The organism is Paraburkholderia sp. MM5482-R2 (genome assembly GCF_050436125.1).
Classification (GTDB): Bacteria; Pseudomonadota; Gammaproteobacteria; order Burkholderiales; family Burkholderiaceae; genus Paraburkholderia; species Paraburkholderia tuberum.
In genome coordinates this window covers 216,236-234,159 of sequence record NZ_JBNDLP010000002.1, presented here as the reverse complement: position 1 = coordinate 234,159, position 17,924 = coordinate 216,236, and the positions used below count along the sequence as shown (strand labels likewise).

Annotated in this window: 17 protein-coding genes and 1 pseudogene; 10 read left to right on the top strand and 8 right to left on the bottom strand. The window is 62.9% G+C overall.

The genetic code is table 11. The annotated features are described in order from the left end of the window. Positions 1–22: 22 nt before the first annotated feature. Complete coding sequence (locus tag OKW37_RS04110; RefSeq protein ID WP_018418891.1) at positions 23–301, bottom strand: HU family DNA-binding protein; 279 nt, start codon at positions 299–301, stop codon at positions 23–25. Positions 302–318: 17 nt separating this feature from the next. Further along, the gene (locus OKW37_RS04105) at positions 319–516 is read right to left on the bottom strand and encodes a hypothetical protein (RefSeq protein ID WP_090802341.1); all 198 of its coding nucleotides are present in this window, start codon (positions 514–516) and stop codon (positions 319–321) included. A gap of 230 nt (positions 517–746) precedes the next feature. Here OKW37_RS04105 and mnmC point away from each other — a divergent pair, with 230 nt between their 5' ends. The 7 genes from mnmC (at position 747) to OKW37_RS04070 (ending at position 10,097) form a co-directional block, all read left to right on the top strand. After that, positions 747–2,714 (top strand): bifunctional tRNA (5-methylaminomethyl-2-thiouridine)(34)-methyltransferase MnmD/FAD-dependent 5-carboxymethylaminomethyl-2-thiouridine(34) oxidoreductase MnmC, encoded by a 1,968-nt coding sequence (gene mnmC, locus OKW37_RS04100; protein WP_429407924.1) that lies wholly within the window; start codon positions 747–749, stop codon positions 2,712–2,714. 940 nt (positions 2,715–3,654) lie between these two features. Continuing rightward, complete coding sequence (locus tag OKW37_RS04095; RefSeq protein ID WP_090802344.1) at positions 3,655–4,860, top strand: cation:proton antiporter; 1,206 nt, start codon at positions 3,655–3,657, stop codon at positions 4,858–4,860. An 87-nt stretch (positions 4,861–4,947) separates the two neighbouring features. Continuing rightward, positions 4,948–6,063: a YbdK family carboxylate-amine ligase gene (locus tag OKW37_RS04090; protein ID WP_429407926.1), complete on the top strand. Its 1,116-nt coding sequence runs from the start codon at positions 4,948–4,950 to the stop codon at positions 6,061–6,063. Positions 6,064–6,633: 570 nt separating this feature from the next. Further along, positions 6,634–7,272 carry a MarR family winged helix-turn-helix transcriptional regulator gene (locus OKW37_RS04085; protein WP_429407928.1) on the top strand — a complete coding sequence of 213 codons (639 nt, stop codon included), beginning with the start codon at positions 6,634–6,636 and terminating at the stop codon, positions 7,270–7,272. Positions 7,273–7,414: 142 nt separating this feature from the next. Continuing rightward, the gene (locus OKW37_RS04080) at positions 7,415–8,128 is read left to right on the top strand and encodes a glutamine amidotransferase (RefSeq protein ID WP_429407930.1); all 714 of its coding nucleotides are present in this window, start codon (positions 7,415–7,417) and stop codon (positions 8,126–8,128) included. 109 nt (positions 8,129–8,237) lie between these two features. Further along, the gene (locus OKW37_RS04075; RefSeq protein WP_429407932.1) at positions 8,238–9,350 is read left to right on the top strand and encodes an NADH:flavin oxidoreductase/NADH oxidase; all 1,113 of its coding nucleotides are present in this window, start codon (positions 8,238–8,240) and stop codon (positions 9,348–9,350) included. Positions 9,351–9,563: 213 nt separating this feature from the next. Then, positions 9,564–10,097 carry an SET domain-containing protein gene (locus tag OKW37_RS04070; RefSeq protein WP_184060992.1) on the top strand — a complete coding sequence of 178 codons (534 nt, stop codon included), beginning with the start codon at positions 9,564–9,566 and terminating at the stop codon, positions 10,095–10,097. A gap of 83 nt (positions 10,098–10,180) precedes the next feature. Here the strand turns inward: OKW37_RS04070 and OKW37_RS04065 are convergent, their stop codons facing one another. After that, a complete protein-coding gene (locus OKW37_RS04065; RefSeq protein ID WP_184060993.1) occupies positions 10,181–11,695 on the bottom strand; it encodes a sensor histidine kinase in 1,515 nt (504 codons plus the stop codon). 167 nt (positions 11,696–11,862) lie between these two features. Then, complete coding sequence (locus OKW37_RS04060) at positions 11,863–12,549, bottom strand: response regulator (protein ID WP_013090980.1); 687 nt, start codon at positions 12,547–12,549, stop codon at positions 11,863–11,865. 149 nt (positions 12,550–12,698) lie between these two features. On the opposite strand from OKW37_RS04060, the gene OKW37_RS04055 reads away from it, so the two are divergent. Further along, positions 12,699–12,923, top strand: coding sequence for a DUF3717 domain-containing protein (locus OKW37_RS04055; RefSeq protein ID WP_090802357.1), 225 nt, complete (start codon positions 12,699–12,701; stop codon positions 12,921–12,923). 104 nt (positions 12,924–13,027) lie between these two features. Here OKW37_RS04055 and OKW37_RS04050 read toward each other — a convergent pair whose 3' ends face one another. Next, complete coding sequence (locus OKW37_RS04050; protein ID WP_187612237.1) at positions 13,028–13,318, bottom strand: 4a-hydroxytetrahydrobiopterin dehydratase; 291 nt, start codon at positions 13,316–13,318, stop codon at positions 13,028–13,030. Positions 13,319–13,527: 209 nt separating this feature from the next. Then, positions 13,528–13,767: pseudogene (locus tag OKW37_RS04045) on the bottom strand (phenylalanine 4-monooxygenase); the annotation flags it as partial. Between the two features lie 150 nt (positions 13,768–13,917). On the opposite strand from OKW37_RS04045, the gene OKW37_RS04040 reads away from it, so the two are divergent. Further along, entirely contained in the window at positions 13,918–14,409 is a 492-nt protein-coding gene (locus OKW37_RS04040; RefSeq protein WP_090805519.1) for an Lrp/AsnC family transcriptional regulator, read from the top strand. 86 nt (positions 14,410–14,495) lie between these two features. On the opposite strand, the gene OKW37_RS04035 is transcribed toward OKW37_RS04040, so the two are convergent. Continuing rightward, positions 14,496–15,032, bottom strand: a complete 537-nt coding sequence (locus OKW37_RS04035) for a class IV adenylate cyclase (RefSeq protein ID WP_184051682.1) — start codon at positions 15,030–15,032, stop codon at positions 14,496–14,498. Positions 15,033–15,267: 235 nt separating this feature from the next. Beyond that, the gene (locus OKW37_RS04030; protein WP_429407936.1) at positions 15,268–16,167 is read right to left on the bottom strand and encodes a LysR family transcriptional regulator; all 900 of its coding nucleotides are present in this window, start codon (positions 16,165–16,167) and stop codon (positions 15,268–15,270) included. Positions 16,168–16,312: 145 nt separating this feature from the next. Here OKW37_RS04030 and OKW37_RS04025 point away from each other — a divergent pair, with 145 nt between their 5' ends. Beyond that, positions 16,313–17,866 carry a CoA-acylating methylmalonate-semialdehyde dehydrogenase gene (locus OKW37_RS04025; RefSeq protein ID WP_429407938.1) on the top strand — a complete coding sequence of 518 codons (1,554 nt, stop codon included), beginning with the start codon at positions 16,313–16,315 and terminating at the stop codon, positions 17,864–17,866. Positions 17,867–17,924: the final 58 nt, after the last annotated feature.

Here is a 17,924-nt window from a genome sequence, read left to right as displayed (position 1 = left end):
CAACTGCCCGGCAGGAATCTGCCTAGCGCTTGTTGACCGAGTCCTTGAACGCCTTGCCTGCCGTGAATTTGACGGTCTTGGCAGCCGGGATCTTGATAGTTTCGCCGGTCTTCGGATTACGACCCGTACGCGCTGCGCGCTTGCCCGAACCAAAGCTACCGAAGCCAATCAACTGGACCGCCTCACCCTTCGACACAGACTTCTTGATCACTTCAAGCAACGTGTCCAGCGTTTCACCGGTTTGAGCCTTGCTGGCGCCCGTCTGTCCTGCGACAGCGTCGATCAGTTCCTGTTTGTTCATTAAGGTTCCTTTCTGAGTTAGGTTGATACGAACAGCGCGACCGCGCCGATTATACGTGCGCGCACCGCGCCGTCGAGCAGCTGCGGCCCTGATCCTGACGATCTCCCGCGCCGGACAAAACCCTGTTCGGCGGCCGTGCTGCCGCTCCCTTCGCGGCGCTTGCTATGATAGCGCAGCGCAAACCCAATCAGGATAAGGGTTTCGAGGAATTGCACGGTTTTCGGGCCGTTCTTGCAAGGAAATCGAAATTTTGCCCCTCAGCACCCCCTAAACGAGGGCTGAAACCCAGTCCTGGCGGGGGTTAGCGTTGGTTTTTGCCAACGCAGCAAAGCGTCTAAATGCGTCCTGATGGGTCTTTTACGGCGACTCGCGCGCAGCGCGCGCCGGCTCGAACCATCGAACCCGCTCTTTCGAGCGACCTTTTGAGCGTGTTTTCCCGTCGCGCATGACCGATCCGCTGATCCCCGCCGTCCTCGCTTTCCGCGACAACGGCAGCCCCTTTTCACCACGCTACGACGACATCTATCACAGCGCCGTCGGCGCGCTCGAGCAGGCTCACTACGTCTTTCTGCGCGGCAACGAATTGCCCGAAAGATGGCAGAGCCGCCGTACGTTCACCGTGCTCGAAACCGGCTTCGGCATCGGCATCAACTTTCTCGTCACGTGGGCCGCATGGCGCGCCGATCCGGCTCGCTGCGAGCGGCTGCATTTCGTGTCGACCGAAAAGCATCCGTTTAGCGCCGCCGATCTGCGCCGCGTTCACGCAACGACGATCTCCGATCCGCTGATCGCCGGGCTCGCGGACACGCTCGCGAACGCTTGGCCGATGCTCGTGCCCGGCACGCACCGGCTCGAATTCGAAGGCGGCCGCGTCGTGCTGACGTTGATCTTCGCCGATGCGCTCGACAGCCTGCCCACATTGCGGCTGCGTGCCGATGCGTTCTATCTGGATGGCTTTGCGCCCGCGAAAAATCCAGAGCTGTGGAGCCCGGCGATCTTCAAGGCGCTCGCGCGCGCCGCGGGCGATGACGCGACCTTCTCCACCTATAGCAGCGCGGGCGACGTCAAACGCGCATTGACGCAATGCGGCTTCGAGTATCGCAAGGTCGACGGCTTCGGCTGGAAACGCGCGATGCTGGTCGGTCGCTTCGCGCCGCGCTGGCGTGTGCGCCGTTATGAGCCGCCCGCGCCGTTCTGGCACGACGAACGACACGCGGTCGTGATCGGTGCGGGACTGGCCGGCTGCGCGGTGATCGAGCGGCTTGCGGCGCGCGGCTGGCGCGTGACTTCGCTCGAGCGGCATGCGTCGGTTGCACAAGATGCGTCTGGCAATCCAGCCGGCGTATTCCACCCAATGATTTCGCGCGACGACAGCGTCGCGTCGCGCGTCACGCGGGCGGGCTTTCTGTACGCGCTCAATCGTTGGGCCGCGCTCGAAAGTGCAGGGCATCGGCTCGCGCGCGGCGATCGCGGTCTGCTGCAGATCGCCGCGGACGACGACGAGGCGCGCGCAATCGGCGAGGCCATCGGCGCGTTCCGCTATCCGTCCGACTACGTGACGCCGGTGTGCGCGTCCGATGCCGAGCGACTCGCCGGCGTGCCGCTCGCGCGTGGCGGCTGGTTCTTTCCGCGCGGCGGCTGGATCGATCCGGCTTCGCTGTGCGCGGCGCAATTCGCATCGGCAGGCGGCTTGCTCGAACGACGCTTCGGTGTCGACGTCGCGCGGCTCGAACGTTCCGGCGATCAGTGGACCGTCTTCGATATCGCGGGAAAGGTAGTCGCGCGAGCGCCGGTCGTGATCGTCGCTGGTGCGCATGAAGCTGCGCGCATCGCTGGCTTGCGTCATGCGCCGACCCGCAGCATTCGTGGTCAGTTGAGCTTGCTGCCGGCGGGTACCGTCGCGCCGCTTGCGCTGCCGGTGATCGGCGAGGGCTACGCCGTGCCGCTCGCGAACGATGTCACGCTGACAGGCGCGACCTATGAACTCGACGAGCCCGACACGTCGCTGCGCGCGGACGGTCATCGCGAGAATATCGAGCGCGTCGCTCAGATGTTGCCGTCGTTCGCAAGCGCACTCGATGCCGCGCCGCTGACCTCGCTCGCCGGACGCGTTGCGTTTCGCTGCGTGAGCTCGGATCGCATGCCGATGATCGGCCAGTTCGCCGACGAAGCCGCTGCCGCCCGCGATGCTGCCCGCCTGCGCGGCGCATGGCCGCTCGATCTGCCGCGCCTCGACGGTCTGTACGGCGCATTCGCTTATGGTTCTCGCGGGCTGGTGTGGGCCGCGCTCGGCGCTGAACTGATCGCCTCGCAGATCGAAGGCGAGCCGTGGCCGCTCGAACGCGATCTCGCGGAAGACATCGACCCTGGGCGTTTTCTGCTGCGGTCCTTGCGACAGGGAACGATCGGTTAACCGGCTTCGACCATTGCGAAGTTATCTCTGCGCCCGGCACATTAACTCCGCCCGCCCGGTAAACCAGGTTCCGGCTTATCCACTACCACCTGTGGATAACCGCGCGGTTAACCGGCGCAAGTCGTGTGGAACCGTTGTGGACGTAAACGGGGTAACTGGGACATCGCGAAAAAGTGCGAAAAGTTGCTCGCGTATACCGGCAGCCGCCGCACATGCTGTGCATCCGGTTATGCGGCCGGGAACTCGATGATTTGTTTCGGTAAACATAGGTTATCCACAGAAACCGAGGCAGCTTGTTAACTGTTACTACGTATACATACGGTAAACCAGTAAACAGCAAAGACGGGGGCTAACGCCCCGCCGATCGGGCTAGCTGAATTTCGTTCGAGTTCGCGTAAAACGGATCGCTCGACGCGCTGCGTTAACGACAAAACCGCGCATCGAAATCACCGAAGCAGCGGCAACGCCCCGGAGCGGATTCGCCGTTTGCGACGTGGTCGAAACTGATGCGATACCTCGAAAAAAGGTCGCTTTTTCCGTTCACTGGGAAAATAACGTTCTTTTTTACCGTTTTGCCTGCGAGTTAACGTCTTTTCGGTTAACCCGGAAAAAGCTATGGCACAATCCCCGTTTTTCCGCGTCGTGCCACAGCAACTGACGGCACGCGCAGCAATGGAACGGTGCCGGTCAAACAGAATCTGATTCAAGGTCGACGGCGTTCCTTCAGCATCCCTGTTGCTACTGCCGCATCCCGTGTATGTGCCCGACTCCGTGCGGTTCTTCGCGGCCGTGGCGCATTCCGATCATCCGATCATTGAAACCTCGCAACGCTGATTTCGCGAAGCGCTTGCGACAACGTGCGCTCCCCGTGCGCTCGTGACGGCGTGCGTGTGCGCCGGTTCGTGTCGTCTGCCGTTGCTGCCAAGGAGAACCCATTACGATGAATTCGGCGTTTTCGTTTTTGCCAGCGTGGCCGCTTTCGCCCGACGCCATTTTCTGGGCGGGTCTTGCATTGCTTGCCGCCGGTCTGTGCGGCGAGCTTTGCTATCGCGCGTGGCGTTTACCGCGCATTTCCGGCTATGCGGTGATCGGACTCGTGGCCGGCGCGGCAGGCTTTGGCGTGATCGATGCAGATTCCGCGAGCGCCGCGCGGCCGCTGCTCGACGTCGCGCTCGGCCTGTTGCTGTTCGAACTCGGCAGCCGGCTCGATCTGCGCTGGATCCGCCGTAATCCGTGGCTGATTCTGTCGAGCGTCGCCGAAGCCACGCTGACTTTCGTGCTGGTGCTGCCCGTGTTGCTGTTTCTGCACGTGCCGCTGATGGTCGCGACCGTACTCGCCGCGATCGCGATGGCGACATCGCCCGCGATGGTGATCCAGCTCAAAACCGAACTACGCGCGGAAGGCCAGGTCACGCAGCGTCTTCTGACCTTGACCGCGCTGAACAGCATGTACGCGGTCGTGATCGAAAAGCTCGTGTCGAGCTGGCTGCATCAGGAGGTTTACGGCAACGTGTTCGCGACCATCCTGCAGCCGTTGTACCTGCTGGTCGGCTCGCTCGTGCTCGCGTATCTGCTCGCGCGCACCTGCACGTTCTTCTATCGGCGCCTGAACATGCAGGACGAGCATTCGTTCGTGGCGCTGTTCGGTCTCGTGCTGCTCGCGATCGCGATCGCGCATCTGTTCAAGCTGTCGACGATTCTCGCGCTGCTCGCCGCGGGCATCATCGTGAAGAATCACGAAGTGCGTCCGCAGTTGTGGCCAGAGCATTTCGGCACCGCGGGCTGGCTGCTGACGGTGATCCTGTTCGTGCTGACGCTGACGTCGTTCGAATGGAAGCACATCGCGTTGGGCGGAGTCGCCGCGCTGGGTCTGATCGTTGCTCGCCTCGTCGCGAAGCTGGTCGGCGTGCTGGCGTTCGCGAAGCCGAGCGGCCTGAACTTGAAGCAGGGCATCGCGCTCGGCCTGTCCTTGTCACCGATGTCGGCGCTCGCGTATCTGCTCGTCGACGACACGTACAACCTGTATCCGAACTTCGATCCGCAGCTGCGCGCAATCGCTATGTGTTCGATTTTCGTGCTGCAGATTCTCGGGCCGTGGCTCGTCTATCGCAGCCTCGCGCTCGTCGCCGAGCGGCGCGAGGGGTAAGCGTGAAACACGCATGGGCTGCCATGCGCGTTTCACGAACCCGTCTTTCAATTCCTTCGCCTCAAACGACCTGACTCAGGGGACGCCATGTCACTCGAACCCTTCATCGACTCGAAACCGTTCACGTTCGGTATCGAGCTCGAAATGCAGATCGTCAATACGCATGACTATGATCTGACCAAAGCCGGCACGGATCTGCTGCGCCTCATCAAGGACGAAAAAATCCCCGGCAATATCACGCCGGAAATCACCGAAAGCATGATCGAGCTGTCGACCGGCATCTGCACGTCGCACGAACAGGCGGTCACCGATCTGCGCAAGATTCGCGACACGCTGGTGTCCGCGGCCGATCATCTGAACGTCGGTCTGTGCGGTGGCGGCACCCATGCTTTCCAGCAATGGAGCGAGCGGCAGATCGTCGATACGCCGCGCTTTCAGTATATTTCCGAGCTATACGGCTATCTCGCGAAGCAGTTCACCGTGTTCGGCCAGCACGTGCACATCGGTTGCCCGAATCCGAACAGCGCGCTGTATCTGCTGCATTCGATGTCGCGCTTCATCCCGCATTTCATTGCGTTGTCCGCGTCGTCGCCTTTCGTACAGGGCGTCGATACCGGATTTCATTCGGCACGTCTGAATTCCGTGTTCGCGTTTCCGCTGTCGGGCCGCGCGCCGTTCGTGCTGACGTGGGACAGCTTCGAGGAGTATTTCTCGAAGATGGTCCACACGGGCGTGGTCAACAGCATGAAGGATTTCTACTGGGATATCCGTCCGAAGCCGGGCTTCGGCACGATTGAGGTCCGCGTGATGGATACGCCGTTTTCGGTGGATCGCGCCGCGGCGATCGCCTGCTACATCCAGACGCTCGCGCGTCATTTGTTGCTCGATAAGCCGATCGTGCCGCAGGAAGACGACTATCTGGTCTACACGTTCAACCGTTTCGAAGCCTGCCGCTTCGGACTCGGTGGCACCTGCATCAATCCGCAAACCGGTGAACGCAAGACGATTTCCGAAGATATTCTGGAAACGCTCGAACAGATCGGACCGCATGCGGAAGCGCTCGGCTCGGTGAATGCGTTGGCCGAAGTCGGCGCGATCGCGCGCGGTCAGGTCAACGACGCGACATGGCTGCGCAGTGTGTTTGCGCAGGAAAAGTCCTTGCACGAGGCGGTACGCCAGCAGTGTCTGCAATGGCGCGCCTAGTCGCGAAGACTTCATGAAACCGTTTGCGTGCGCCAGCTACGCGACGTTCCGACGAAACCCGCCGCGTGCGGGTTTTTTTTCGTAAGAAAATTTTTATGGTTTTTCGCGCGCGCAACCCTTCAGGTTTTTCGAAAGTTTACGTATACCAGCGTAGTAGTCGTAAGCAGGCATTGCCAAAGGCTGTGGACAACTGAATAATTTCCTGCAAAGTCAATGCGCTGGGGAAATGATAACTGGGCTCGTAAAACGGGCTCCGGCCACGCCTGGCAAGCGCAACCGAGGAAACGTTCAACACGCTGCAAGTGCTTGTTGCAAAACGGTACACAGGCTGTCCAAGCGTTTTCCCCTGCTTATCCACAGCTCGCGTTGGATAAGTTAGCTGTACGATTAGCCGCTGTCGCATAGAATGTCGTTTTTCGCCGCCTTCGGCTTCCAGGACGGTGTATTTTTGAGATAGTACAAACGGTTTCATCCGCGGTTGGACGAAGCTACCCCACACACGCAACGGGTGTACTCCGGCAGGCAGCCGCCGGCATTGCACCAAAGCGGTAAATAAACGAATCGAAGATTATGAGCGAAGGCGTATACGGAGAACAGGCAGCCGGGCGAGTGACCCACAGCCTCTTGCGATTGAGCACGGCGATGCGAAGCCAGGCTTGGGAATGGGCGGAAGGCGCGGGCCTTACGCCGACCCAGGGCGAGATCCTCGTGCTGTTGATGCAACGTAAGGGGCCGATGCGTCTCGGCGAAATCGCGCGTGAAACGGCGCTGACTGCCGCGACCACCAGCGATGCGGTCAGCACGCTCGAGACCAAGGGCCTCGTCGAAAAGCGTCGCGCACTCGACGACGGTCGCGCGCTCGCGGTACGTCTGACCTCGCGTGGCCGCACCGCTGCCAAACGCGCCGCGCAATGGCCGGACTTCCTCTCGAAGGCGGTCGGTACGCTGCGCGAGGACGAGCAGTCCGTGTTCTATCGCACGCTGCTCAAGACCATCTATCAGCTCGAAGCGCAAAACACGATTCCGCCGCATCGTATGTGCCTGAGCTGCACGCATTTCCAGCCGAGCAAGAATCCGAAGAAGACGCCGCATCACTGCGCGCTGCTCGACCTGAACATGTTGGACACCGATGTGCGTCTCGACTGCTCCGTGCATGAAACGGCGGACGTCGCTACCCAGAAGAAGACCTGGAAGATCTTCGCCCAATAACCGGCGTCTTCCTGGGCAATCCGCTAACATGGCCTGGCCGGCGACGGCGGGCGGTATGCGCCGCCTCCTTGCCGGCTGGTGCCGTGCAAGGATAAAGTCGTTGGCGGCAGGTCGTTAGTCAACCTGAAGATAGGGCAGGCCGATGAATCGGGAAGTACTCGCCATCCGCCATGTGCACTTCGAGGATCTGGGCAGTCTCGAGCTCGTGCTCGGCGAGCGCGGGCGTCCGGTCCGTTATCTCGATGTGGGCGTTGCCCGTATCGAGGCGCCCAATCCGGTTGCCGCGTCGCTGATGGTCGTGCTGGGCGGCCCCATCAGCGCTACCGACGACGCGCTGTACCCCACGCTCGCGCCGCTGCTGTCGTTGATCGAAAAACGCATCGCGGCCGGTCTGCCGACACTCGGTATCTGCCTTGGCGCACAACTGATCGCGCGGGCGCTCGGTGCGCGCGTCCACCCCGCGGCTCAGGCCGAACTCGGCTGGACGCCGCTCACGCTGACCGATGCCGGCCGCGCCTCGCCGCTGCGTCATCTCGATGGCGCTCATACCTCGATGCTGCATTGGCACGGCGACACCTTCGATCTGCCGGCCAACGCCACCCGTCTGGCATCGACTCCGGCTTGCGAGAATCAGGCCTTCGCATGGGGCGATCACGTACTGGGCTTGCAGTGTCATCCCGAGATCCGCACCGATCGGTTCGAACCTTGGCTGATAGGGAATGCGAACGAACTCTCGGGCCACGGCATCGACGCGCGTCAGTTGCGCGCCGACACCGGCCGATACGGTCCCGTGCTCGAAGCCGCCGCGTGCCGCATGTTCGGCGAATGGCTCGATCACGTCGAGACGCAAGCCTGAATGGCCAGCCGAATAGCGACGTAAGCGTCCAGCCAGGTGCCACGTTCATGCAGTAAACCGCGTGCGGTGCTATCCTCGATCGCTCTCGGGCTTTCACTGGGCGTAATCCATGAGCGCGCTTTTCTCTCCGCTCACGCTGCGTAGCGTGACGCTTCCCAATCGGATCGTCGTCTCCCCAATGTGCCAGTACTCCGCCGAACGCGGCGAAGCGACCGCCTGGCACATGATTCACCTCGGCGGTCTCGCGCTGTCCGGCGCGGGCATGCTGTGCATCGAAGCAACCGCCGTCGAGCCGGACGGGCGCATCACCCCCGGCGATCTCGGCTTGTGGGACGACGCGACCGAAGAGGCGCTCGTGCCGGTGCTGGCCGCGATCCGCAAGCATTCGCACGTCAACGTGACGATGCAACTGGCGCACGCGGGCCGCAAGGCATCGAGCCACGTGCCGTGGGAAGGCGGCCAGCTGATTGCGGTGTCGCAAGGCGGGTGGCTGCCGCATGCGCCATCGGCGCTGCCGCACAAGCCGGGCGAGGAGCCGCCGCTCGCGCTCGATGTCGTCGGCCTGAACCGGATTCGCGAGGCGTTCGCCGCGTCCGCGCGGCGTGCCGCGCGTCTTTGCATCGATGCGCTCGAAGTGCATGCCGCCCATGGCTATCTGCTGCATCAGTTCCTGTCGCCGATCGCCAATCAGCGCACCGACGACTACGGCGGCTCGGTCGAAAACCGCATGCGTTTTCCGCTCGAAATCTTCGACATCGTGCGTGCCGCATTTCCTGCCGACAAACCGGTCGGCGTGCGCGTGTCGGCGACGGACTGGGTCGAAGGCGGCTGGACGCTCGAAGACACGATCGCGTTTGCACACGAGCTGGAAAAGCGCGGCTGCGACTGGATCGACGTGTCGTCGGGCGGTGTCTCGCCGCTGCAGCAAATTCCGCTCGAGCCAGGCTATCAGATTCCGTTCGCGAAGGCGGTCAAGCACGCAACCGGTCTGACGACGATCGGCGTCGGACTCATCACTGATCCGCTGCACGCCGAGCAGCTGATCGAAACGGGCGATGCCGATCTGATCGCGCTGGCTCGCGCGCTGCTCTATAACCCGCGCTGGCCGTGGCACGCCGCCGCTAACCTCGGTGCGACCGTCGAAGCGCCGCCGCAGTACTGGCGTTCACAACCGCGTGAGCAGAAAGCGCTGTTCGGCGACATTTCGTTTGGTCAACGGTGACGCCCGTCGCACGTTGAACAAACGCATCGGCTGACGGTTGAAGGAAGCCGTGGACAACGTGTAGGATGCCGGTTGTGGCGCGGTGCGCGTCGCAAGTCGACGCGGCGCTTTCAGGGCGCCGCGTTTGCTATTCGCGTCAGAAAAAAGCCGCGCGCACGACGTGCCTGACGATTGCCAGATTTGATTCCCCAGTTCTTCACAAGGATTCATTCAATGAATTCACGCAGGATCGCCGTGCGCCGTTCGGGTGTGCACGGCAAAGGCGTGTTTGCTCTCGAACCGATCGCGGCCGGCGAGCGACTGATCGAATACAAGGGCGAGCGGATTACCTGGAAAGAAGCGTTGCGCCGCCATCCGCATAATCCGGCTGAACCGAATCACACGTTTTATTTCGCGCTGGATAACGGCAAGGTCATCGACGGCAAGGTGAACGGCAATAGCGCGCGCTGGATCAATCATTCATGCGCGCCGAACTGCGAAGCCGAGGAAATCGACGGACACGTGTACGTGCATGCGCTGCGCGATATCGCGGAGGGCGAGGAAGTCTTTTACGACTACGGCCTCGTGATCGACGCGCGTCAGACGAAAAAGCTGAAAAAGGAATACGAATGCCGCTGCGGCGCGCGCAAGTGCCGCGGCACGATGCTGGCACCGCCGCAGAAGGGCAAGGGCGGCGGCAAGTCGGGTAAAGGCGCCGACAAGGCGGAAAAGTCGAGCAAATCGGCGAAGAAATCGAAGAAGAAATGAGCCGCGGGTCGGTGCGCGGCGGTAGCTGTCTGCGCTGATCGAAGCGCTGAGGCGAACGCCGCCGCGGCAGCCGGGCAAACTTTCTACAAATCGACCGGCGCCGAGTGCGCCGGTTTTTTCGTGGCGCGCCGTGCGTTGGCATCGTTGGCGGTGGCAGCGCCTGCGGACGCACCGGGCGGCAGCAACGGAATCCTCACGATAAAGCGTGCGCCGCCCTCCGGTGCGTCCTCGTAATGCACGCTGCCATGATGCAGCACCATGATGTCGTGGACGATCGCGAGGCCCAGACCCGCGCCGCTGTCGACGCCCGCCTCGGTCTGCCCGTCGCCGCGGAAGAATCGCTTGAACAGATCCGACTGCTGCGAACGCGGCACGCCCGGCCCGTTGTCTTCGACGACGATCTCGGCCATGCGCAGATCGTCGATCAGCGTCTGCGAAACTGTGACCGTGATACGCCCGCCGTCGACCCGCGAAGGCGGCACATACTTCAGCGCGTTATCGAGCAGATTCGCGATCACTTCATGGAGCAGCACAGGGTTGCCGCGCGCCATCAGCGGGTCATCGTTGGACGGATCGTCGAGGCGCTGGAAGCCGAGGTCCACGTGTACCGGTAGCGCGCGCGGCACCCATTCGGCGCCGGTGTCGAACGCGAGCGCGGCCATGTCGACATTGACGAAGCGGGCCGCCTGTTCGCCCGGCTCGGCGCGCGCGAGCGACAGCAATTGATTCGACAGCCGCACGGCGCGATCGGCCGCGGCGCGCAGTTCGCGCACGGCAGCGAGCGTCTGCTGTGGATCGCGTGCGACGACCGCCTGCTCCGCATGCAGCTTCACGGCGGTGAGCGGCGTGCGCAGCTGATGCGCGGCATCGGCGATGAATTTACGTTGCGCATCGAGGGCGGCTTTCAGACGATCGAGCAACGCGTTCAGCGCGCCCGTCAGCGGACGGATCTCGACCGGCACATAGGTTTCGTCGACCGGCTCGAGCGACGTGTGCGTTTGCCGGTTCAGCGAATCGGCGAGCGCCGTCAGCGGATTGAGCTGCTGATTGACGACGCGCCACACGATCACCCAGCCGGCTAGCAGCAGCAGCAATAACGGCATCATGATCGCGATGAGGAACTCGGCGGCGATGCGGAAGCGGTGATGCACGGGCTGGCCGACTTCGACGACGATCGGATTACCGCTCGGCTGATCGACGCGCACCTGAGCGACCCGCACGGTCACGCCTTCGTGCTGCGTCTCGAACACGTACGCGTAATGCATGCGGCGCACGTTGGTGCCTTGCAGCGGCAGATTGTGATCGCCGGCGATTTCGGTGTCACCGGTGCTGATCCGGTAGACCAGATGCTCGACGGGGTCGGAGAACATCGCCTGCGCGAGCGGTGGCACCGTGATCGGCGCTTCCGGTCCGGCAATCTGGATCTGTTTGGAGATCGCGGTCGCGAGGTCCGCGAGCGAACGGTCGACCACGTGCTGCGTGTACTGCCATGCGAGCCAGTAAGCGATCAGGCCGCTCATCAGCGCGAGCAGCGACAGGGGAGCAGCGAGGCGCCGCAGCAGCGTGCGGCGCAGACTATTGGCGGCCGGCTGGTGCATGATCGAACGCGCGGGAAAGTTGTGACTGCGGTGGCAACTGCGGTAGTAATGGCGCGAGGCGCCTTGAGACGGCCCGGGGCCCGGCACAAGGCGCCCCGGGCACAGCCGATGCGCGGCGCCGCTCCGGCGCCGTCAGGCCGCGACGCAATGCGCGGCCTTCACGACGATCATGCGGCCTGGCGAATTTCCTGCAACAGGTAGCCAAAGCCACGCACGGTGACGATTTCGACACGGCAGTTCTCGAGCTTCTTGCGCACGCGGTGCACGTAGACTTCGATCGCGGTATCGCCGAGGTCGCCGCCGAAGTGTGTCAGATGATCCTGTAGTTGCGCCTTGCTGACGACGCGGCCGTGACGCAGCAGCAGCATTTCGAGCACCGCGAATTCGCGCGGCGACAGTTCGAGCGGTTTGTCGTCGTTGAAGATGCGGCGGTCGACGCCCGACAGCCGCACGCCGCCCAGCGACACTTCCGGACGCGGCATGTCACCGTGCGGACCGCTGCGGCGCATCACCGCGCGAATACGCGCTTCGAGCTCGGCCGGCTCGAACGGCTTCAGCATGTAGTCGTCCGCGCCCGAGTTCAGGCCTTGCACGCGGTCGTTCAGTTCGTCGCGCGCGGTCAGGATGATCACCGGCGTGTGACGGTTGCTCTGGCGGAAACGCGACAGCAGCGTCATGCCGTCGATGCCCGGCAGACCCAGATCGAGGATCACGAGTTCGTGGCGATTTTGCGTGAGGGCCTGCTCGGCAAAGATGCCGTCATGGACCATGTCGACGGTGAAGCCGGCTTGTTCGAGACTGCTTTGGATGCCGCGTGCGATGGGGCGGTCATCTTCGATCAGAAGGAGTCGCATGGATTTCGCTCAAGTACAATGGGTTTAGGCGTTTGGGCAAGCGGTTCGCCGGGGCGCCTGCTACACAGCCAGCGTGCGAAGCGGCGGCAGACGCGCCACGAAGCAGCTGTCGAGCCGAATCGAAGCACCGTGCCAGCCATCACGAAGTCATGTCCGAGATCAGCATTCACGAACTGGAAGCCGCGATCAACTTCTGGCGCACCCGCTCACCTTCAAGCGGCGACGAACACGTTCTGTGCAAGGAGGCAAGCGCGCTCTCCAAGCCGTATGCGCTGCTGATTGTACAGCGTCAGCAGTCGCTATCACTCGATCGTTTCGACCCGATTGCACGGCAGGCCTGGGAAGCTTACGTTCAACTTAAGAATAGCCTGTAGAACTGAAGGTTTGCCTAAGGAATTGCCTGCATTGTCCTTTCATGGTCACCTGATTAGGCGGCGAGTTATGCATAAACACGCATAAAGGCCCGTAATTATTGGTATTACATAGTAATCCCGTCGATGAATGCGGCAAGCGCGATGTCGCGTTCGGTCACGCCGTTCGCTTCATGGGTGGACAGCGTGATGTCGACCTTGTTGTACACGTTGAACCACTCGGGATGGTGGTCCATCTCCTGCGCCTTGATCGCGACGCGCGTCATGAAGCCGAAGGCCTCGTTGAAGTCGGCGAACTCGAACGCGCGGCGAATCGCATCGCGCTCAGCCACGCTTTGCCAGCCATTCAGTTTCGCCAGTTGCTGGGTTCGCTCGTCGGAAGTCAGTTTCTGAATCATGGTGTTACCTCGCTCGTCGAACTCGCTCGCCGGCAGGCGGACGAATCCGTCATTTTTTCATGGTTGCGCAACGCTCGCCGCACGCTGGGCCGGATCGGTTTGCGATGGCTTTTCGTTCAAACGTCGCCGCCGGTGTTCCAACCCTCGCGGGTGCCACGCGTAATCACGCAGTCGCCGTCGAACAGGTCGCCCGCCGCGTAGGCAGGCGCGTTGACGTCTTCGAAGGACGGCACGCGCTCCGACGGCAGGCCGATGCGCTCGACGCCCGCGAAGAATTCATCGCAGACACGGCCTTCGAGCAAGGCTGTTTGGCGCGCGTACAGTTGTCGCCAGCCCGCATGGTCAACCGTGCCGTAGCACTCAAGCGGCTGATCGATCGTGAAGTCGGCGCGGGTCTCGAGACCGGCGTCGAACTGTTCCTTGAGTTTGGCGGTGCTGGCGGTGGACATGGCGAGGCTGCCGTAACAAGACGGATTGCATGAGATCGGTGTATGCGAGTGTAGAGCGGAGCACGTGCGGAAAGGGCGCAAGTTTCGCGTATAAGCGGATAGTTATGCGATAATCGCGTGTTAAATGGCAGATTAATGCGGGATATCACCATGCTTGAACTCGACCACTTCGATCTCGCGCTGCTCGACGTGCTGCAGCGCTTCGGCCGCGCCACGCATCAGCAGTTGGCGGAGCAGGTGCCGCTGTCGCCGTCGCAGATCGGGCGACGCCTGCAACGGCTGGAACAGGTCGGCGTGGTGGATGGCTATCGCGTCGTGCTGCGGCCCGAAAAGCTTGGGCTTGGCGTCACCGCTTTCACGAGCCTGAAGCTGAAGCATCACGGCGATTCGATCATCGAGCAGTTTCAGCAGCAGATCGACTTGCTGCCCGAAGTGCTCGAATGTCACGCGGTCGTCGGCGATGCCGACTATCTGCTGCGCATCGTCGCGCCGGATCTGAATTACCTGTCGACCTTCGTGATGAAGAAGCTGATGCGCGTGCCGGGTGTCGATAGCGTGCGCTCGAATATCGTGCTGACCACGTTCAAGCGCAATGGGCCGTTGCCGCTCGGGCATCTGGCGCCGGGGGCGGCGGCGGTTTGAGCGTTCGAAGCCGTTGCCGGCAGTGCCGACTGACAGGAAGAGGGAGCCGCGCATGCGTTGCCGCGGCCCCTGCGGTGACGGGATCTCTATGCCGCCCGCTGCGGCTCGTCGTCGGCATTCAGCAGATCGACATACGCGACCGGCACCAGATCCGCTTCCGATACGCCAAGGCTCTTGAACATCGCTTGTGCTTCCGCGTGGCCGCCTTCTTCGTCGTCGTCCTGCGCGAGCACCACTTCGAGTTCGACGAAATCGCCGAGACCGTCGACGCGATCCAGATGAATCCGCGTGCGCCCGCTCAGATATACGTGCCGCTCTTTCGAGACGATGCCGCGCGTGGTCAGCGCGGTCGCGAGCAGCGCATGCATCGCTTCGGGATTCGTCACCGGACTGCGCGTGTAGTACGACGCCTTCGGGCCGTCGCGGTCGTCGCGCTGATAGAAGATCAGCTCGGCCGGCGTGCCGTCGTCGAACTGGCGCAGCTTCAGGCGGCCGCGCGGCACGTCGTAGAAAAAGTCCTGCTGGCGGAAGATCAGCGGCGCGTCCGTCGCGAGCTGTGCGGCGCGCTCGCGCAGTTGGTCGAAATGCTGGGCGCGGGCTTTGATTTCGATGTTGCGTGCCATGTCAGGCTCCTGTGGATGGGGAAGTGAGCGGCGGCTCCGGAGTTGCTGGTGTTGCCGGGCGGAGGCCGCCGGGAAGGACGAAGCCAGGCGGAACGGAAAGCTGCGAGGGCGCTGCGCGAGCGCAAACCGCTAATCTAGCAAAAACTTCGTGACGGAGCGGTTTCAGCTCGGCGGACAAGTGGGAGAGGGCGGGCATTAGCGAGACTCATATCGCAACGCGTCAGACCGTCCCCGCTCAAATCGCCCACTGCTGTTCGATCAGCTTCAACGCCGCCGCGATCGCTGGCTCGTCCTTGCGCTCGTCGAGCGTGATGAAGCTCAGCTGCGTCGGCACCGTTATGCCATCGACGATCGTCAGCGCGTGCGCATGCGCCTCCGCGATCGCGGTTGCATCGCGCGCAAGCGTGAGACCGACGCCCGATTTGACCAGATCGAGCATCGACGGCTCCTGGTCCACCTCGGCCACCTTGACCGGCTTCACACCGGCTTCGCCGAAACAGCGCGACAGCAGCCGGTTGTGCGCGGACGCCGGCGGCGTCCAGATCCACGGCAGCGCCGCGAGCGAGCGCCAGTCTCGCGCACCCTTCACGCGATCTTTCCAGCCCGCCGGCGCGAGCACGCGATACTGGAAATGCGTGAGCGTGACCGCGTGAAACGTGGCGCCGTCGCGCGTCTCGTCGTCGGCGGGCAGGCCAATGTAATAGCCGACGTCGAGCTCGCCCGCGCGAATCTGTTCGCGCACCCAGCCCGACATGCCGTGGCGCAGCGCGGTTTCGATCTGCGGCCAGGTCTCGACGAGCTGCTTCAGGAAACCGCCGAGGCGCAAAAACTCCGGGTCGAGAATGGTGCCGATGCGCAGGCGCCCGCATACTTCCTGGCGCAGCGTCTGCGCCGCCCGCTGGACGTCGGCTGCCGCGCCGAGCGCGCGTTCGGCATGCGGCAGCAGCGCCTGGCCGTCGCGGGTCAGCGCGAGCCCGTGCGAAGTCCGCGTGAACAGCGTCACGCCGAGCGTCTCCTGCAAGTGCTTGATTTGCAGGCTGACGGCAGGTTGGGTCAGATGCAGTTGCACCGCGGCACGCGTAAGGTTGCCCTCGCGTGCGACGGTGACGAAGGCCCTAAGGAGAGTCAGATCCATATGCTGATATTAGCTCGGCTTATAGCGCAGATGAGCATTACTTATTGGATTTGTCGCTTGTAAGGGCCGTACGCTTGGTGTTCAGCACGCTTGTGCGCGCGGCATCGCGCGCGAAGCGGAAGATTTCACAGGAAAGAGGAACGAGATGAGCGAGACATATTCCAACGCAACCGCGCAGGACGAAGCCGCACGCAGCGCGGCGAGTGCACGCGCGCTGAGCCATTTCATCAACGGCAAGACGGTCGAAGGCACGAGCGGGCGCTTCGGCGACGTCTTCAATCCGGCGCTCGGCAGCGTCAGCGCGCGCGTGCCGCTCGCGAGCGTCGCCGAGGTGGACGCCGCGGTCGCTGCCGCCAAAGCCGCGTTTCCCGCCTGGAGCGAAACCGCGCCGATCAAACGCGCGCGGGTGCTGTTCAAGTTCAAGGAACTGCTCGACCGTCATCACGATGAGCTCGCGGAGCTGATCACGCGCGAGCACGGCAAGGTGTTTTCCGACGCCAAGGGCGAGGTGATGCGCGGCATCGAGATCGTCGAATTCGCGTGCGGCATCCCGAATCTGCTGAAGACCGATTTCACCGATCAGATTGGCGGCGGCATCGACAACTGGAATCTGCGGCAGCCGCTCGGCGTGGTCGCGGGCATCACGCCGTTCAATTTCCCGATGATGGTGCCGTGCTGGATGTTCCCCGTCGCGCTCGCGTGCGGCAACACCTTCGTGCTGAAACCGTCCGAACGCGATCCGTCCGCGTCGAACCGGCTCGCCGAACTGCTGAAGGAAGCCGGCCTGCCGGACGGCGTGTTCAACGTCGTGCACGGCGACAAGGTCGCGGTCGACGCGCTGCTCGTGCATCCGGAAGTCAGCGCGCTGTCGTTCGTCGGCTCCACGCCGATCGCCGAATACATCTACACCGAAGGCACGAAGCGCGGCAAGCGCGTGCAGGCGTTGGGCGGTGCCAAGAATCACCTCGTCGTAATGCCCGACGCCGATCTCGACCAGGCCGTCGACGCCCTGATCGGCGCCGCCTACGGCTCGGCCGGCGAGCGCTGCATGGCGATTTCGGTGGCGGTCGCGGTGGGGCATATCGCCGATGAGCTGATCGAGCGTCTGACGCCGCGCGTGAATAGCCTGAAGATCCTCAACGGCATGGAAGCGGCGGCCGAGATGGGGCCGCTCGTCACCGGCGCGCATCGCGACAAGGTGCTCGGCTATATCGACGCTGGCGTCGCCGCGGGCGCGAAGCTCGTCGTCGATGGGCGCGGTCATCAGGTCGCGGGGCACGAGAAGGGTTTCTTCCTCGGCGGCACGCTGTTCGACGACGTGTTACCCGACATGAAGATCTACCGCGAGGAGATTTTCGGACCGGTGCTGTGCGTCGTGCGCGTGCCCGACTTCGCCTCCGCAGTCGAACTGATCAACGCGAATCAGTTTGCGAACGGCGTGTCCCTGTTCACGTCCGACGGCGGCATTGCACGCGCGTTTTCCCGACAGATCGAGATCGGCATGGTCGGCATCAACGTGCCGATTCCGGTGCCGATGGCCTGGCATTCGTTCGGCGGCTGGAAGAAGTCGCTGTTCGGCGATCATCATGCGTACGGCGAGGAAGGCGTGCGGTTTTACACGCGCTACAAGAGCATCATGCAGCGCTGGCCTGACAGCATCGCGAAGGGCGCCGAATTCACGATGCCGGTCGCCAAGTAAGCTAGCGGCTTTGCGCGGCATCAAGTCGGCAAGCGCGCCAGGAAAACAATAAATGCGC

Coding starts and splice junctions, on each gene's coding strand:
- mnmC (WP_429407924.1), top strand. CDS start 747: ATGACCGATCCGCTGATCCCCGCCGTCCTCGCTTTCCGCGACAACGGC.
- OKW37_RS04110 (WP_018418891.1), bottom strand. CDS start 301: ATGAACAAACAGGAACTGATCGACGCTGTCGCAGGACAGACGGGCGCC.
- OKW37_RS04065 (WP_184060993.1), bottom strand. CDS start 11,695: ATGCACCAGCCGGCCGCCAATAGTCTGCGCCGCACGCTGCTGCGGCGC.
- OKW37_RS04095 (WP_090802344.1), top strand. CDS start 3,655: ATGAATTCGGCGTTTTCGTTTTTGCCAGCGTGGCCGCTTTCGCCCGAC.
- OKW37_RS04090 (WP_429407926.1), top strand. CDS start 4,948: ATGTCACTCGAACCCTTCATCGACTCGAAACCGTTCACGTTCGGTATC.
- OKW37_RS04040 (WP_090805519.1), top strand. CDS start 13,918: ATGCTTGAACTCGACCACTTCGATCTCGCGCTGCTCGACGTGCTGCAG.
- OKW37_RS04060 (WP_013090980.1), bottom strand. CDS start 12,549: ATGCGACTCCTTCTGATCGAAGATGACCGCCCCATCGCACGCGGCATC.
- OKW37_RS04085 (WP_429407928.1), top strand. CDS start 6,634: ATGAGCGAAGGCGTATACGGAGAACAGGCAGCCGGGCGAGTGACCCAC.
- OKW37_RS04070 (WP_184060992.1), top strand. CDS start 9,564: ATGAATTCACGCAGGATCGCCGTGCGCCGTTCGGGTGTGCACGGCAAA.
- OKW37_RS04055 (WP_090802357.1), top strand. CDS start 12,699: ATGTCCGAGATCAGCATTCACGAACTGGAAGCCGCGATCAACTTCTGG.
- OKW37_RS04035 (WP_184051682.1), bottom strand. CDS start 15,032: ATGGCACGCAACATCGAAATCAAAGCCCGCGCCCAGCATTTCGACCAA.
- OKW37_RS04075 (WP_429407932.1), top strand. CDS start 8,238: ATGAGCGCGCTTTTCTCTCCGCTCACGCTGCGTAGCGTGACGCTTCCC.
- OKW37_RS04025 (WP_429407938.1), top strand. CDS start 16,313: ATGAGCGAGACATATTCCAACGCAACCGCGCAGGACGAAGCCGCACGC.
- OKW37_RS04030 (WP_429407936.1), bottom strand. CDS start 16,167: ATGGATCTGACTCTCCTTAGGGCCTTCGTCACCGTCGCACGCGAGGGC.
- OKW37_RS04080 (WP_429407930.1), top strand. CDS start 7,415: ATGAATCGGGAAGTACTCGCCATCCGCCATGTGCACTTCGAGGATCTG.
- OKW37_RS04050 (WP_187612237.1), bottom strand. CDS start 13,318: ATGATTCAGAAACTGACTTCCGACGAGCGAACCCAGCAACTGGCGAAA.